Annotated in this window: 13 protein-coding genes; 7 read left to right on the top strand and 6 right to left on the bottom strand. The window is 67.3% G+C overall.

What is annotated here, in order from left to right; translation table 11 throughout:
• Positions 1–50: 50 nt before the first annotated feature.
• From RUGAMON1_RS22260 to RUGAMON1_RS22250, 3 genes are all read right to left on the bottom strand, one after another.
• On the bottom strand, positions 51–1,064 hold the full coding sequence (locus RUGAMON1_RS22260; protein ID WP_445232591.1) for a LacI family DNA-binding transcriptional regulator: 1,014 nt from the start codon (positions 1,062–1,064) through the stop codon (positions 51–53).
• Between the two features lie 73 nt (positions 1,065–1,137).
• Complete coding sequence (locus tag RUGAMON1_RS22255) at positions 1,138–2,409, bottom strand: ABC transporter substrate-binding protein (protein ID WP_445232590.1); 1,272 nt, start codon at positions 2,407–2,409, stop codon at positions 1,138–1,140.
• A gap of 249 nt (positions 2,410–2,658) precedes the next feature.
• Positions 2,659–3,030 (bottom strand): VOC family protein, encoded by a 372-nt coding sequence (locus RUGAMON1_RS22250; RefSeq protein ID WP_445232589.1) that lies wholly within the window; start codon positions 3,028–3,030, stop codon positions 2,659–2,661.
• A gap of 179 nt (positions 3,031–3,209) precedes the next feature.
• On the opposite strand from RUGAMON1_RS22250, the gene RUGAMON1_RS22245 reads away from it, so the two are divergent.
• Genes RUGAMON1_RS22245 through RUGAMON1_RS22235 form a run of 3 tightly spaced genes read left to right on the top strand, consistent with a single transcriptional unit; the run spans position 3,210 to position 5,705 of the window.
• Entirely contained in the window at positions 3,210–4,673 is a 1,464-nt protein-coding gene (locus tag RUGAMON1_RS22245) for a pilus assembly protein TadG-related protein (RefSeq protein ID WP_445232588.1), read from the top strand.
• On the top strand, positions 4,670–5,128 hold the full coding sequence (locus RUGAMON1_RS22240) for a TadE/TadG family type IV pilus assembly protein (protein WP_445232587.1): 459 nt from the start codon (positions 4,670–4,672) through the stop codon (positions 5,126–5,128). Before RUGAMON1_RS22245 ends, RUGAMON1_RS22240 begins: the two co-directional genes overlap by 4 nt.
• A complete protein-coding gene (locus RUGAMON1_RS22235; protein WP_445232586.1) occupies positions 5,115–5,705 on the top strand; it encodes a TadE/TadG family type IV pilus assembly protein in 591 nt (196 codons plus the stop codon). Before RUGAMON1_RS22240 ends, RUGAMON1_RS22235 begins: the two co-directional genes overlap by 14 nt.
• A gap of 7 nt (positions 5,706–5,712) precedes the next feature.
• Here the strand turns inward: RUGAMON1_RS22235 and RUGAMON1_RS22230 are convergent, their stop codons facing one another.
• A complete protein-coding gene (locus tag RUGAMON1_RS22230; RefSeq protein ID WP_116987854.1) occupies positions 5,713–6,036 on the bottom strand; it encodes an energy transducer TonB in 324 nt (107 codons plus the stop codon).
• A 208-nt stretch (positions 6,037–6,244) separates the two neighbouring features.
• Between RUGAMON1_RS22230 and RUGAMON1_RS22225 the strand changes: the two genes are divergently transcribed.
• On the top strand, positions 6,245–6,952 hold the full coding sequence (locus RUGAMON1_RS22225) for a substrate-binding periplasmic protein (RefSeq protein ID WP_445232585.1): 708 nt from the start codon (positions 6,245–6,247) through the stop codon (positions 6,950–6,952).
• Between the two features lie 98 nt (positions 6,953–7,050).
• The gene (locus tag RUGAMON1_RS22220; RefSeq protein WP_445232584.1) at positions 7,051–7,287 is read left to right on the top strand and encodes a hypothetical protein; all 237 of its coding nucleotides are present in this window, start codon (positions 7,051–7,053) and stop codon (positions 7,285–7,287) included.
• Between the two features lie 134 nt (positions 7,288–7,421).
• Here RUGAMON1_RS22220 and RUGAMON1_RS22215 read toward each other — a convergent pair whose 3' ends face one another.
• Positions 7,422–9,839 (bottom strand): ABC transporter permease, encoded by a 2,418-nt coding sequence (locus RUGAMON1_RS22215; protein WP_445232583.1) that lies wholly within the window; start codon positions 9,837–9,839, stop codon positions 7,422–7,424.
• Positions 9,832–10,578 (bottom strand): ABC transporter ATP-binding protein, encoded by a 747-nt coding sequence (locus tag RUGAMON1_RS22210; RefSeq protein ID WP_445232582.1) that lies wholly within the window; start codon positions 10,576–10,578, stop codon positions 9,832–9,834. Before RUGAMON1_RS22210 ends, RUGAMON1_RS22215 begins: the two co-directional genes overlap by 8 nt.
• 151 nt (positions 10,579–10,729) lie before the next feature.
• Between RUGAMON1_RS22210 and RUGAMON1_RS22205 the strand changes: the two genes are divergently transcribed.
• Positions 10,730–11,260: a DUF2939 domain-containing protein gene (locus tag RUGAMON1_RS22205; RefSeq protein WP_445232581.1), complete on the top strand. Its 531-nt coding sequence runs from the start codon at positions 10,730–10,732 to the stop codon at positions 11,258–11,260.
• A gap of 171 nt (positions 11,261–11,431) precedes the next feature.
• Entirely contained in the window at positions 11,432–13,465 is a 2,034-nt protein-coding gene (locus RUGAMON1_RS22200; RefSeq protein WP_445232580.1) for a glycoside hydrolase family 97 protein, read from the top strand.
• The last annotated feature ends 94 nt before the right edge of the window (positions 13,466–13,559 follow it).

The raw sequence follows: 13,559 nt of genomic DNA, 5'->3' as shown, positions 1-13,559 counted from the left end.
TCCAATATACTACAAAAAAAGAGCGTGCGACCGGCGCACACCCTCATTCTTTACGGCTTTTTAACCGACGCCAGCGACGCCCGCTGCGTCACGTGCACGCTGTATTCGCGCTCGACCGGCCGCTTCAGCTCGTAACAGCGGTTGAGCAGGAAGTTCAGGCCGTTCAAGGTCATCTCGCTCCACGGGATATGCACGCTGCTCAGGCGCGGCGCGGTGAATTCCGCGCTGTGCGTGTCGTCGTATCCCAGCACCGAGACCTGCTCCGGCACCGCCACCCCCGCCTGCTGGAAGCAGGACAAGGCCCCCACCGCCATCTCATCGTTGGCGCAAAACACCGCCGTAAATTCATAGCCCGACGCCAGCAGCTGCTCGGTGCAAGCCCAGCCGCCTTCCGGCGAAAACTGCCCGTCCTCCATCCACACCGACGCCGGATCGATGCCCGCCGCCGCCAGCTCCGCCATGAAACCGGCGATGCGCTGCTGGTTGTCCGGCGCGCTGGCGCGGCCCGCGATCACCGCGATCCGGCGGTGGCCGAGCTCCAGCAAGATGCGCGCCGCCAGCCGGCCGCCGGCCTCGTGGTCGACGGTGAAGCACTGCTCGGCGATGCTGGCGAAGGAATGGTTGATCACCGCCACCCGCGACTGGAACGGCCCCAGCGCCACAAAATCCTCGTCCTCCAGCGCATTGCTCATCACGATCAAGCCGTCGCTGCCGCGCTCGATCAGGAAGTTGACGCCCTCGATCGCCTGCTGCCGCGCATCGCCCTCGCCGACGCCGAAGGCCACCACCATGTTCAAGCCGCTGGCCCGCAGCGCCGTGTAGATCGACTGCAGGATCGGCGTGTAGAACGTCCCGCTCAGATACGGGATGTACACGCCGATCATCTGCGAGCTGCCCGACAGCAGCGAGCGCGCCGCGTGCGACGGCCGGAACTCCAGCTCCTCGATCGCCTTGCGCACCTTTTCCAGCGTCGCCTGCGACACCGAACCCTTGCCGCTGATCACACGCGACGCTGTGCCCAGCCCTACTCCCGCCAGGCGGGCTACGTCTTTGATGGTTGCCACAGCTTCCCTTATCCGTTCAGTCGGCGGCAAGCATACCCCATCGCGCCCGGCGGTGACAAGCGCGCCGGCGCGCTCAATCGCGCAGCGCGGCGGCGATGCTCTTCTGCGCCTTCTCCACCGGCATGCGGGTATTCCAGAACGCGGTCAGCACGTCCTGCAGCGCGCCGTTCTGGTCCGGCGTCAGGTAGACCTCGATCATGCCCAGCGGACGCGCCTTGTCCTTCATGATCGCCATGCCGGCCTGGGCGCAGGCGTCCATCGACGACACGTCGATATCGCTGCGCACCGGCAGCGATCCCTTGAGCTTGCTGAACTCCAGCTGCGCGGCCGGCGCCAGCATGGTGGTGGCCAGCAGCTTCTGCGCCTTGACGGCGTCGGCGTTGGCGGTTTTCGGGAACACGAAGGCGTCGCCCTGGATCAGGTAGGGCACGGCCGGGCCGAGGCCGGCGATGCAGCCGTAGTCCTTGCCGGCGGTCTGCCTGGCGGCGGCGAACTCCCCCTTGGCCCAGTCGCCCATGATCTGCACCCCGGCCTTGCCGCTGATGAGCATGGCGGTGGCGTCGTTCCAGTTGCGGTTGGGCGAGCCGGCGTCGACATAGCCCTGCAGGCGCTTGAAGGCCACCAGCACCTTCTTGAACGCTTCCGAATTGAGCGCCTTGGGATCGCGCTCGCGCAGCACCTGCAGGTACAGCTCCTTGCCGCCGACATTGGCCAGCATGGCCTGGAACAAAATATTTTCCTGCCACGGCTGGCCGCCGTGCGCCAGGCCGACCACGCCGGCCGCCTTCAGCTTGTCGAGCGCGGCGAACAGCTCGTCCGGCGTGGCCGGCTCCTTGACGATGCCGGCCTTCTTGAACGCCGCCTTGGAATACCAGATCCAGGTCGACATGTGGATGTCGACCGGCAGCGCGTAGTAGTGGCCCTTGACACGGATCACGTCGAGCATCGGCGCCGGCATCAATTGGTCCCAGTGGTCGCGCGCGGCGATGTCGTCGACGTTGTTGAGCGAGCCCTGGTCGATCAGGTCGCGGAACTGCTTGGTGGTGTTGAACTGGGCGGCGGTGGGCGGGTTGCCGCCGACGATGCGGTTGATCGCCACCGCCTTGGCCTGGTCGGCGCCGGCCACGGCGGTGTCGACCCAGACGCCGCCGGCGGCGCGGTAGGCTTCGGCGAACTTGCGCACGGCGGCCGACTCGCTGCTGGAGGTCCACCAGTGCATCACTTCGGCGCGCGGCCCGGCGGCCGGCGCGGCCGCGTGACTGGCGCCGCCGGCGGTGGCGGCCAAGGCCCCCGCCAGCGCGGCCAGCAACGACGCGGCAATGCCGCCCCTACGGTGATAGCTCATCCTGTCTCCTTGTGCGCCGATGTGCCCCGGCGCTGTGCTGTTCTGGTGTGCGATCTTAGCCGTTCCCGCCGTGCCGGGCAAAAAAACCGGCGCCGCTGTGGGCGCCGGCAACTTCGCGACCGAAGAGACACGGTTCATGCAACAAGTTTTGGAAACGTTACCAATTCATGCGGACGAATATATCACCCATTGTTTTTGAGTGTCAACCGACAATTGCGGCAGCCGGCGCCGGGCCGGCTGCCGCCGCGCTTACTCGCCTTCGCGCACGAACACGCGCAAGCGGTGGCCGTCGCGGTCGACGGCCACGAAGGTGTAGCCGAAGTCCAGCGCCACCGGACGCTGGGCGATGGTCACGCCGCGCGCCGACCAGTCGGCGTGCATATCGTTGACCACCGTGCGGTCGGCCACGCTGACGCACAGCTCGCTGCCGCCGCCGGAGGCCAGCGCCTTCGGCTCCGCCGTGTGGCGCGACCACAGGCCCAGCCTGAGGCCGGACTCCAGCATGAACAAGGCAAAGGTCGGCGATACGTCCACCGGCTGCTGGCCCAGCAAGTCGGCGTAGTAGGCGGCGCTGACGACCGGATCGTCGACATACAGCAGGACATAGTTAGGGCTGATCATGGAGGTTCTCCTGGTGGTTGATAAGGGTGGTCGCGGCGCGCTGTCCCGGCGCCGCATGAACAGAATGTTAACGGCAGGCTGTGACAGTTTCTGTCAGGAGCATCGCGCTTGTCTTCGATCAAACGCCAATGTTTCCGAGTGGATAGACTGTAGCGGTATCGACACTCAGGAGGCCGCGCATGAAGACCCACAGCCGCTGGCCGCGCCGGCAGCGCGGCGCCCTGGCCTTGATGTTCGGCATGGCCGTGGTCGGCATGCTGGCGCTGATCGGCATGGCGCTCGACCTGGGCCAGCTGTACGGCCGCAAGGCCGAGCTGCAACTGCTGGCCGACGCCACCGCGCTGGCCGCCGCGCGCGAACTGAACGGCACCGCCGCCGGCGTCGCCAGCGCGCTGGTCAAGGCCGCCGACGCGGCCGGCGACATGCGCTACCAGTTCGGCAAGCTGCCGGTCAGCTGGTCCAGCGCCGCCCTCACCTTCAGCACCACGCCGGACGCGGCCGGCCCCTGGCACAGCGCCGCCGCCGCCCAGGCCGCGCCGGACGGCCTGCTGTACGCGCGCGCCGACACCGGCCTGCTCGATCCGGCCCACGGCCAGCTGTCGACGGTGTTCATCCGCCTGCTGTCGAACACGCTGGCCACGGTGAGCACCTCGGCCCACGCCGTGGCCGGCCGCCTGACCATCGCCGCCACGCCGCTGGCGGTGTGCGCGCTGTCCAACACGCCCGCCGCCGCCCGCCTCAATCCCGGCCCGCCGGCGCTGACCGAGCTGGTGGAATACGGCTTCCGGCGCGGCGTCGGCTACGACCTGATGCAGCTCAACCCGAACGGCCTGGCGCCGGCCCACTACGCCATCGACCCGCTGTCGCCGCCCGGCAGCGCCGGCAGCGCCGCCAACACCGCCGACAGCGTGCTTACGCCCTATGTGTGCGCCGGCACGCTGCAGATCGCGCGCCTGCAGGGCGGCGCCATCACCGTCAGCCACGGCTTCCCGCTGGCCACCCAGTACCCGCAGCTCAACTCGCGCTTCGACCAGTACGCCGGCGGCGCCTGCTCGCCCAACGGCGCGCCGCCCGACGCCAACATCAAGTCCTACGTCTACACGGCGATCCCGTGGATGAGCACGGCGCGCAACGGCCAGGGCGCCAAGAAGTTCGCCGACGCCGCCAGCGGCAAGCTGTGGACGGTGGCCGACCCGCTGCCCTCGCCGGCCGGCACGCTGAACGCCGACTACGGCCCGCTGTGGTCCTACGCCAGGGCAGTGCCGTATGCCGCCTACGCGCCCGGCGCCGCCGAACCCGCTGCCGGTTACGCCACCTTCGCCGCCAGCAACTGGGCCTCGCTGTATGCGCCCGGCGTGCCGGCCGCCAGCGGCTACCCGGCCAGCACGCCCTATCTGGCGGTGGTCGGCGCCAACTTCCAGGCGCCGTCGGCGGCCAACCTGCCCGGCCTGCGCCAGCGCCGCGTGCTCAATGTGGCGCTGCTGGCCTGCCCGGTGCCGGCCGGCGGCGCCGTCAGCGCCACCGTGCTGGCGGTGGGCAGGTTTTTCATGACGGTGCCGGCCACCGCCACCAGCCTGGTCGCCGAATTCGGCGGCGCGGTGCCGGACCAGGCGCTGGGCGGCGCCGTCGAGTTGCTGCCATGAGCCGGCCCGCCCGACGCCAGCGCGGCATCGCCGCCGTCGAAATGGCGCTGATGCTGCCGCTGTTCCTGGTGCTGCTGGCGCTGCCGCTGTTCCTGGGGCGCGCGCTGTACCACTACCAGCTCGCCCACAAGGCCGCCCACGACGCCGCGCGCTACCTGTCGTCCTGCTCCACGCTCGACTTCAAGTCGCCGTCCCGCACGACGGGCCTGCAGGCCGCCGCGCGCGCCATCGTCGCGGCCGAACTCGCCGGCAGCAGCGCCGGCAGCAGCGCACCGACCGTCGGCGTCAGCTGCGACGGCGGTCCGTGCGCCGGCCTGGTCGTGCCCACCACGGTCAGCGTGCAAATCATTACCCTGCTGGAGGACGATGTGTTTCCCGATTTCTCATACAATCTGCTGGGCGCCTACGGCCTGCCGCTGAGCGTCGTCGCGACCATGCGCTATGTCGGCAACTAAGCCCCCGCGCGCGCCGCACTGCGGCGTGATCACGATCGAATTCAGCCTGCTGTCGCTGCTGTTTTTCACGCTGCTGTTCGCCACCATGGAGGTGGCGCGCGCGATGTACTTGCTCAATACCTTGCAGGAAGCTACGCGGCGCGCCGCCGCGCTGGCCGCCGTGAGCGACTTCAGCAACCCGGCCGCGATGGACCGGGTGCGCCAGACGGCGCTGCTGCGCGACAGCCCCGGCATGCTGGTGCTGGGCCAGCCCGTCACCGACAGCCACCTGCGCATCGACTACCTGTCGCTGGCGCGCAGCGCCAACGGCGACCTGACGCTCACGCCCATCCCCACCGGCTACCTGCCGGCCTGCGTGGCGCGCGCGCGCCTCAATTGCATCGCCGATCCGAACGGCGCCGGCTGCATCCGCTTCGTGCGCGTGCGGCTGTGCGCGCCGAACGGCAACAACTGCGACGCGGTGAGCTACCAGACCGTCATGCCCCTGTTCAGCCTGCCCGCCACGCTGCCCACCGCGACCACCATCGTCAAGGCCGAGTCGCTGGGCTTGCAGGCGGGCAGCCCGCTGTGTCCCTAGGGCAGGCTTATTCCAGCTTCCACACGTACTCCAGGGTTTGCCATTGATCCCCGCCCGGCGACAGGAATTTGCACTTGGTGATACTGGTCGAGGCCGCCTTGTCGAGGTTCTTGAAGCCGCTCGACTTGCTGACCTTCGACTCCTGCACCTTGCCGTCGGCCGACAGCTTCAGGCTCAGCACTACCGTGCCCTTCTCTTCGTTCATCAGCGAGGCCTTGGGATACTCGATCACGCAGGGAACCTTGGGGTCGAGCGTCGCCATCTTGTCGGCGGCAAGCGCCGGCAGCGTGACCGACAACAAACTGAGCGCAGCAATGGCATAACGTTTCATGGATGTTCCTTATGGTGGGTGACGGGATGAACCCGGGTTGCAGCACTTCGATCCTACGCTTGAGCACGCCGGCCTGTCGATGCCGGGCGGCCATAGTGTTGCTTTTATGCAAAACCCGCAATGGCGCGATACTATTGGCGTAGCGACTCGCCAGCGTATATGCTGATGACTTGGCTTCATGACGATTTCCGCAGAAAGCACCCGCACAATGAAGCGCCGCTCCCTGATCCGGCTGGCATTGCTGCCCTGGCTGCCCGCCGTGGCGGCGCCGGCCAAGCCGGTGGTCAACGTCTCCACCCTGGTCGGTGAAGATCCGGCAACGGACATCGCCGAACTGGTGCTGCGCGAAGCCTACAGCCGGTTGGGCTACAAGCTCGAGGTGCACCGCTTGCCCGGCGAGCGCACCCTGATCTACGCCAACGAAGGCCGCATGGACGGCGAGCTGTATCGCAAGCTGGGCATGGACCGCACCTACGGCAACCTGGTCATCGTGCCGGTGCCGTTGCTGACCTACGAAATCGTGGTCTTCACGCACGGCACCAGCTTCGTCCTCCATGGCTGGGACAGCCTCAAGCCCTACACCATCGGCCACGTGCGCGGCATCAAGATCGTGCAGGAAAACACCATCGGCATGAAGACCGAGGCGGTGCCGACCATGACCCAGGCCTTCCAGAAGATGATGGTGGGACGCACCGACGTGGTGGTCGGCAACCGCCTGTCCGGCATGGCGGTGATCAAGCAACTGAAGCTGGACGAGGTGGTGGTGATGGCGCCGCCGCTGGCCGCCTTCCCGGTCTACCACTACCTGCACAAGAAGCACGAAGCGCTGGTGCCGCAGCTGGCCGCCGTGCTGCGCCAGATGCGCACCGACAAAGTTATCGAAAACATACAACAACGCGTCGCGGCCGGATCCTAGGGAGCGTTGCTCCTACAAGCTTGCAAGCCAAATCCGAACCGAAAACCAACCGTCACCACGTACACTCTTCTTTTGGTTAAAAACAATTGGAGAGCGGTATGCTCAATCTGTCCAGCCAAGGACGGGCCTTTCTCGTCATGGTCGGCGCGCTCGCCGTTGACGAGCTCGGCAATGAAACACTTATCGGCCTGACGGTGCCGGAATCGGACTATTTCCTGAGGCATCAGGAATTCACCGACCAGCGCCTGATCCACCTCGGCGCCCCCCGCTTCCAGCTATTGATGGACCGCCATTTGCTAGCGCGCCAGCTAACGCTGCAGCTCAAGCCGGCCTGAAGCGGCGCTCACATGCCGTGCATGCGCTTGAACAGCCCAACCAGATCGAGATATTGCGCGCCGGCGTACAGGCCAATGCAGACGGCGACGATCAGCGCCGCCACCACGGTGGATTTTTTCATGACGTTTTCCTTTCAAAGACTGGCAAGAGATGACTGAATGCTGAGCCGCGACGCCGCCCATGCCGGCAGGCCGCTGGCCAGCAAGGCGCCCAGCAGGACCATCGCCGTCCAGGCCACCGCGCCGGCGCCCGACACGGTCAGCGGAAACGCCAGCCCGAACAGCAGTTCGCCCAGGTAGGCGCCGATCGCCGCCGACAGCGGCAGCGACAAGGCGAAGGCCAGCGGCACGCTCATCAAAGCGACCAGCACGCCCTCGCACAACACATTGCGCAGCACCACGGCGGAACTGGCGCCGATGCTGCGCATGATGCCGAACTCGCGCCCGCGCTCGGCCACGTTGCTGCCCATCGCCGAGCCCAGCCCGAACAGGCCGACCGCCGCCATCAACAGCGCGATGAACAGCATGGCCGCGATCAGCAGGTCGAAATGGCCGTCGACCTCCTTGCGCAGCATGGTCTCCGTCAAATTCATGCGGACGTCGATGCCGGCGGCGGCCAGCGTGGGGCCGATCTGGCGCGCCGCCGCCGCGATGGCCGCCTCGTCGTGCGCGCGCAGCACGATGCGATAGCTGGACGCCTGCCCCGCGCGCCCCGCCATCCGCGCATAGGTCGGCGCCGAGACGAACACCGTGGCCGCTGTCATGTCCTGGCGCGCGATGCCGGCCACCCGCAGCGTCAGCGTGCGGCCATGGCCGGCGATGCCGACGCTGCCGCCAACCCGCGCCTGCGGGAAGAATTCCAGCGCGGCGCTGTTCAACACCACCTCGTCCGGCTGGCCGGCGCTCAGCCACTGGCCGGCCAGCATCTCCAGCCTGAGCGTGGCGTTCTGCTCCGGCACCGCCTGCACCGCCAGCGTGCCGTGCGCGCCGTCCGGATAGACACGCTCGATCTCCAGGCCGTCGGCGCGCTGGCGGGCCACGCCGCTGCGCTCCCACGCCTCGACCAGCGCCACCTGCGGCAGCGCCGCCAGCAGCTGGCTGACCTGCGCGATCGGCGCCGGACGGGCCAGCGTGGTTTCGATGTCGTAATGGCGCTCCGCCGCCGCATCGACCAGGTGCTGCGCGGATGCGGCGCGGATATTCAGGCTGCTCATGTACATGGCGCCGGCCAGCGCCAGCAAGCCCAGGGTCAGCAGCAGGCGGCCGCGCCGGCGCAGGCTGTTGCGCAGCGCCAGCAGCAGGCTGCGGTCGACCAGCGGCAGGCGGTCCAGCCACGCCGCCGGCGCGACAAAGCGCTGGCCATGGCTGCCGCTGTCGCTGATCGCGGCCTGCACCGTCGCCGCGCTGGCTTGCGCGATCGGCACCGCGGCGATCGCCAGCGGCAGCAGCACGCCGGCCGCGATCAGCAGCAGATAGCACCAGTGCGGCACCGCGCCGCTGTGCATGGTGAAGTTGAGGAGCTGGTTCAGTACCACGCGCGAGAACGCGCGCCCCGCCGCCAGCCCGGCCGACATGCCGAGCGCCGTGGCGACGCCGGCCAACGCCAGCACCAAGGTCAGATACAGGCCGGCGATCTGCGAGCGCCGCGCGCCGATGGTCTTCATCACGCCGATCTGGCGCCGCTGCTGCTGCAGCATGCCGCCCACCACCGTGGCCGCCAGCACCGCCGACAGCACCAGCGCCACGCCGCTGAACACCAGCAGCATCGCCAGGATCGAACTCATGACTTTTTGATGCGGATGCTCGCCCGGCGGCGGAATGCGGATGCGTTCCACCGCATGGCCGTTCTGCCGCAGCCAGACCGCCAGCCGCGCCACGGTCGCCTCGATGGCGTCGACATTCATGGGCTGTTCGCTGACGGTCAGCTTCAGCTGGCGCAGGCTGCCGTCCAGTCCCAGCGCGGCCACGGTGGCCGGGGTGGCATAGGCGTACACCGTCTGGCCGCGACTGGCCGGCGGCAGCGCCGGATCGTGCACGGTGCCGGAGATCAGCAGCGATTGCGGCGCGCCGTGGCCCGTGCCGACGGCGACGCGCTGGCCGATGCGCGCGCCGATCAGGCGCAGTGCCTCACGCTCCAGCAGCAGCGATCCGTCCGGCGGCGGCCACGCGCCCTGCTCGCGGTACACGGTGTTGATGCGCAGCCGGTTGAAATCGTCCACCACGAAGATGGTCAGCGGCAAGGTCGGAGTCCCCCCTGCGCCGTCGCCAGTCAGGGTGACGCCGACCGTGCCGCTGGCCTGCGCCTGCGCGATGCCGGGGAAGGCGCGTATCGCCGCCAGCAGGGGCGCGTCGATGCGCTCCAGTTGCAGCGTGGCCGACGGCGGATTGGTGTCGAGGTAGTTGCGGGTGGTCTCGCGACTGAGGATGGTGTAGCTGCTCAACATGGTGGCCAGCCCGCACACGCCGGCCGCCATCGCCAGCACCATCAGTGCCACGCGGCCGGGTGTGAGCGCGACATCGCGCAACAGTTTGCGCCAGCGCGGGCTAAGCATGACGCACCCGGTGGGCGGCGTGGTCGACGCCCACGACGCTGTCGCGCGGCGCGCAGATCCGGCCGTCGGCCAAGGTGACGAGACGGGTGAAGTACTCGCTGAAGTCGCGTTCGTGCGTCACCATCAGCACCGTCTTGCCCTGTTCGACCAGGCCGGCGAACAGCTGCATGATCTGGCGCGTGGTGTCGCTATCGAGATTGCCGGTCGGCTCGTCGGCCACCAGGATGGGCGCATCGTTGGCCAGCGCGCGGGCGATCGCCGCGCGCTGCTGCTGGCCGCCGGACAGCGCCGACGGCAGCTTGTCCGCCTGCGCGCCGATATCCAGCTGTTCCAGCAAGGCCAGCGCCCGCGCACGCCGCTGGCGCGCCGGATAGGTGGCGCAGAAGTCCATCGGCAGCATCACGTTCTCGGCCACGGTCAGCGTCGGCAGCAGCTGGAAGAACTGGAACACGATGCCGAGGTGGCGGCCGCGCCAGCGCGCCAGCTCCGATTGCCGCATGCCGTGCACGGCGGCGCCGTCTATCCAGACTTCGCCGGAGGATGGCGTATCGATGCCGCTTGCCAGGTTCAACAAGGTCGACTTGCCGCTGCCGGACTTGCCGACCACGGCGACGAACTCGCCGGCCCGCACTTCAAGGTTGATGCCGTCCAGCGCCATCAGGCTGCCGGCGCTGCTGTCGTAACGCTTGCTCAAATCGCGCAAGACCATCAGGGGTCGCGCTGCTGCGGATGCTGTCATGGTTGTTCCCGTCGGTTGAATAGCACAGCAGCCATTAAACCGACGGGGGATTGCCGCTTTATCTCCGCCGCGTGAAGATTTGTAAAGTTACCAACACCAACATATAATCAAGCCGCGCCACGGCACGCCCCTGCCGAACCCCGGAACCCACTTGAAAAAACTAACGCTCAGCGCCGTTGCGCTTGTCACGATAGCCCTGGTCATTACCTTCGGCTCGCCCTACATCGCCCTGTATCAAATTCGAACCGCCATCGCCGAACGCGATGCGGAGGCCATTTCCGACCATGTCGACTTCCCTGCTCTTCGGGAAAACCTGAAAGGCCAGGTCATGGGCGGCATGATGGCGGCGATGGATACGCCGGAATTGAAGTCGAACCCGTTCGCCGGCGTCGGCCAGGCGCTGGGCGCGGCCATGGTCGGGCCGATGATCGATGCGCTGGTCTCGCCCGCCGGGCTGATCGCGCTGATGCAACGCGCGCCGACGGCGTCCGATACGGCCGCCGGCTCGTCCGCCGGCAGTGAAAAACCGAACTATAAATTGTCGTTCAAGGGCTGGAGCAAGGTGATCTTGCAACGCGCCGACACCGAGGGTTCCGAAGGTACGCTAACGTTGCGCCGATTCGGGCTATGGAATTGGAAGCTGACCTCCATCGAAATTCCCGCCGACGCATTGAAACGGTAATCGCCCCGAAAACAGCACCACGCTGACCGACACTCAGAACGGCCCGCTCGCAAACGCGACCGGGCCGTTTTTAGTAATCATCCCTAAACTGCGCTATACAAGTATGCTTTCCGCGAATTTTCCCGCCCGGGCAGGTGAGAATAGTCAACCAACGGCTCTCAAAACCCAATAATGAAACCTGCCTATCTCCTGCTACTGGCCCTGGCCGCCCCCCTCGCCCACGCGCGCGACACCAGCGTCAGTTCGCCCGATGGCGCGCTGGTGGTCAGCGTCAGCGACGATCGCGCCAACCCGACCTACCGCGTCACCTATCGCGGCGTCCCGGTCGTCACGCCCTCCCACCTCGGCATGGTGTTCAAGCGCGGCGCGTCGTTTGGCGAAGGCTATGCCATCACCGCCACGGCCAGCGACAGCGCCGACACCACCTGGACCCAGCCTTGGGGCGAGCGCAAACTGGTGCGCGACCGGCACAATGAGCTGCGCGTCGACTTCGCGCGCGCGCTCGACGCGCGCAGCAAATTCACGGTGCGCTTCCGGGTGTTCAACGACGGCATCGGCTTCCGCTACGAAGTACCCGAACAGCCAGGCATGCCGGGCGAGATCGAGATCGTCGACGAAACCACCGAGTTCCAGATCCCCGACGCCGACAAGACCCGCGCCTGGTGGATCCCGGCGCGCGCCTGGCGCGGCCTGGAATACCTGTACCGTTCCACCCTGCTGAAAGACGCGCCGCACGTGGAAACGCCGTTCACACTGCGCCTGCCGTCCGGCGTGCACCTGTCCATCCACGAGGCGGCGCTGACCGACTACGCATCGATGACGCTGAACCAGCAGCACGACGGCGTGTTCAAGGCCGACCTCACGCCGTGGTACGACGGCAGCCGCGTCAAGACCCGCGGCGCGTTCAAGACGCCATGGCGCACCGTGCAGGTATCGCCCGACGCCAAAGGCTTGCTGAACTCGGACCTGATCCTCAACCTCAACGAGCCGAACAAACTGGGCGACGTCTCCTGGGTCAAGCCGGGCAAATATGTCGGCATCTGGTGGGCCATGCACCTTTGGCAGAAAACCTGGGCCTCGGGCCCCAAGCACGGTGCGACGACGGCCGAGACCAAGCGCTATATGGACTTCGCCGCCAAGTACGGCTTCTCCGGCGTGCTGGTGGAAGGCTGGAACGTGGGCTGGGACGGCGAATGGCAGGATAACGGCGACCGCTTCAGCTTCACCGAACCCTATCCCGATTTCGACATGCGCCAGATCGCCGCCTACGGCAAGAAACTGGGCGTGGGCCTGATCGGCCATCACGAGACCTCGGGCGCGGTATCGCACTACGCCAGCCAGATGGACGGCGCCCTCGACTACTACCGCGACAACAACGTCACGCAAGTCAAGACCGGCTACGTCACCGACAACGCGCGCATCAAACGCGTGGACGCCGAAGGCATCACCCGCTACGAATGGCACGACGGTCAGTACATGGCCGGCGAATACCTGCACTCCGTGGTGGCGGCGGCCAAGCGCCACATCAGCATCGATACGCACGAGCCGATCAAGGACACCGGCCTGCGCCGCACCTACCCCAACTGGCTCACGCGCGAGGGCGCGCGCGGCCAGGAGTACAACGCCTGGGGTTATCCACCCAATCCGCCCGAGCACACGGCGCTGCTGCCATTTACCCGTATGCTTTCCGGCCCGTTCGACTACACGCCCGGCATCTTCAACCTCAAGCCCAACGGCGAGCAATCGGAGAACCGCGTGCGCTCCACGCTGGCCAAGGAACTGTCGCTGTACGTGGTGCTGTATAGCCCGATCCAGATGGCGGCCGACCTGCCCGAGAACTACGAGGCGCGCCGCGACGCCTTCCAGTTCATCGTCGACGTTCCGGCCGACTGGGAGGAAAGCCGCGCCATCGCCGGCGAAGTGGGTCAGTATGTGGCCATCGCCCGCCAGCAGCGCGGGGGCCGCGACTGGTTCCTCGGCGCGCTGACCAACGAAACGGCGCGCACGCTCGATCTCAAGCTCGACTTCCTCGCGCCGGGCCAGCGCTACCAGGCCGAGATCTACCGCGACGGCCCGGACGCGCACTGGGAAACCAATCCCTACGCCATCGTCATCGAAAAGCAGGCCGCACAGCGCGACCAGACCATGACGCTATGGCTGGCGGCCGGCGGCGGCGCCGCGATCCGCTTCAAGGCGATCGACTAGGCGATCGACCAGGCGATGTTTACTAAAACCGCACTAAACTCTGCCGTTCGCGCCGCCCTTGCCTCGCCGCCGCAGGTTTCGAATGCTATAAACA

It is taken from the genome of Duganella rhizosphaerae (genome assembly GCF_040364205.1).
Lineage (GTDB): Bacteria > Pseudomonadota > Gammaproteobacteria > Burkholderiales > Burkholderiaceae_D > Rugamonas > Rugamonas rhizosphaerae.
This window is presented reverse-complemented; position numbering and strand designations above follow the sequence as displayed.

Coding starts and splice junctions, on each gene's coding strand:
- RUGAMON1_RS22255 (WP_445232590.1), bottom strand. CDS start 2,409: ATGAGCTATCACCGTAGGGGCGGCATTGCCGCGTCGTTGCTGGCCGCG.
- RUGAMON1_RS22250 (WP_445232589.1), bottom strand. CDS start 3,030: ATGATCAGCCCTAACTATGTCCTGCTGTATGTCGACGATCCGGTCGTC.
- RUGAMON1_RS22245 (WP_445232588.1), top strand. CDS start 3,210: ATGAAGACCCACAGCCGCTGGCCGCGCCGGCAGCGCGGCGCCCTGGCC.
- RUGAMON1_RS22240 (WP_445232587.1), top strand. CDS start 4,670: ATGAGCCGGCCCGCCCGACGCCAGCGCGGCATCGCCGCCGTCGAAATG.
- RUGAMON1_RS22235 (WP_445232586.1), top strand. CDS start 5,115: ATGTCGGCAACTAAGCCCCCGCGCGCGCCGCACTGCGGCGTGATCACG.
- RUGAMON1_RS22230 (WP_116987854.1), bottom strand. CDS start 6,036: ATGAAACGTTATGCCATTGCTGCGCTCAGTTTGTTGTCGGTCACGCTG.
- RUGAMON1_RS22225 (WP_445232585.1), top strand. CDS start 6,245: ATGAAGCGCCGCTCCCTGATCCGGCTGGCATTGCTGCCCTGGCTGCCC.
- RUGAMON1_RS22220 (WP_445232584.1), top strand. CDS start 7,051: ATGCTCAATCTGTCCAGCCAAGGACGGGCCTTTCTCGTCATGGTCGGC.
- RUGAMON1_RS22215 (WP_445232583.1), bottom strand. CDS start 9,839: ATGCTTAGCCCGCGCTGGCGCAAACTGTTGCGCGATGTCGCGCTCACA.
- RUGAMON1_RS22210 (WP_445232582.1), bottom strand. CDS start 10,578: ATGACAGCATCCGCAGCAGCGCGACCCCTGATGGTCTTGCGCGATTTG.
- RUGAMON1_RS22200 (WP_445232580.1), top strand. CDS start 11,432: ATGAAACCTGCCTATCTCCTGCTACTGGCCCTGGCCGCCCCCCTCGCC.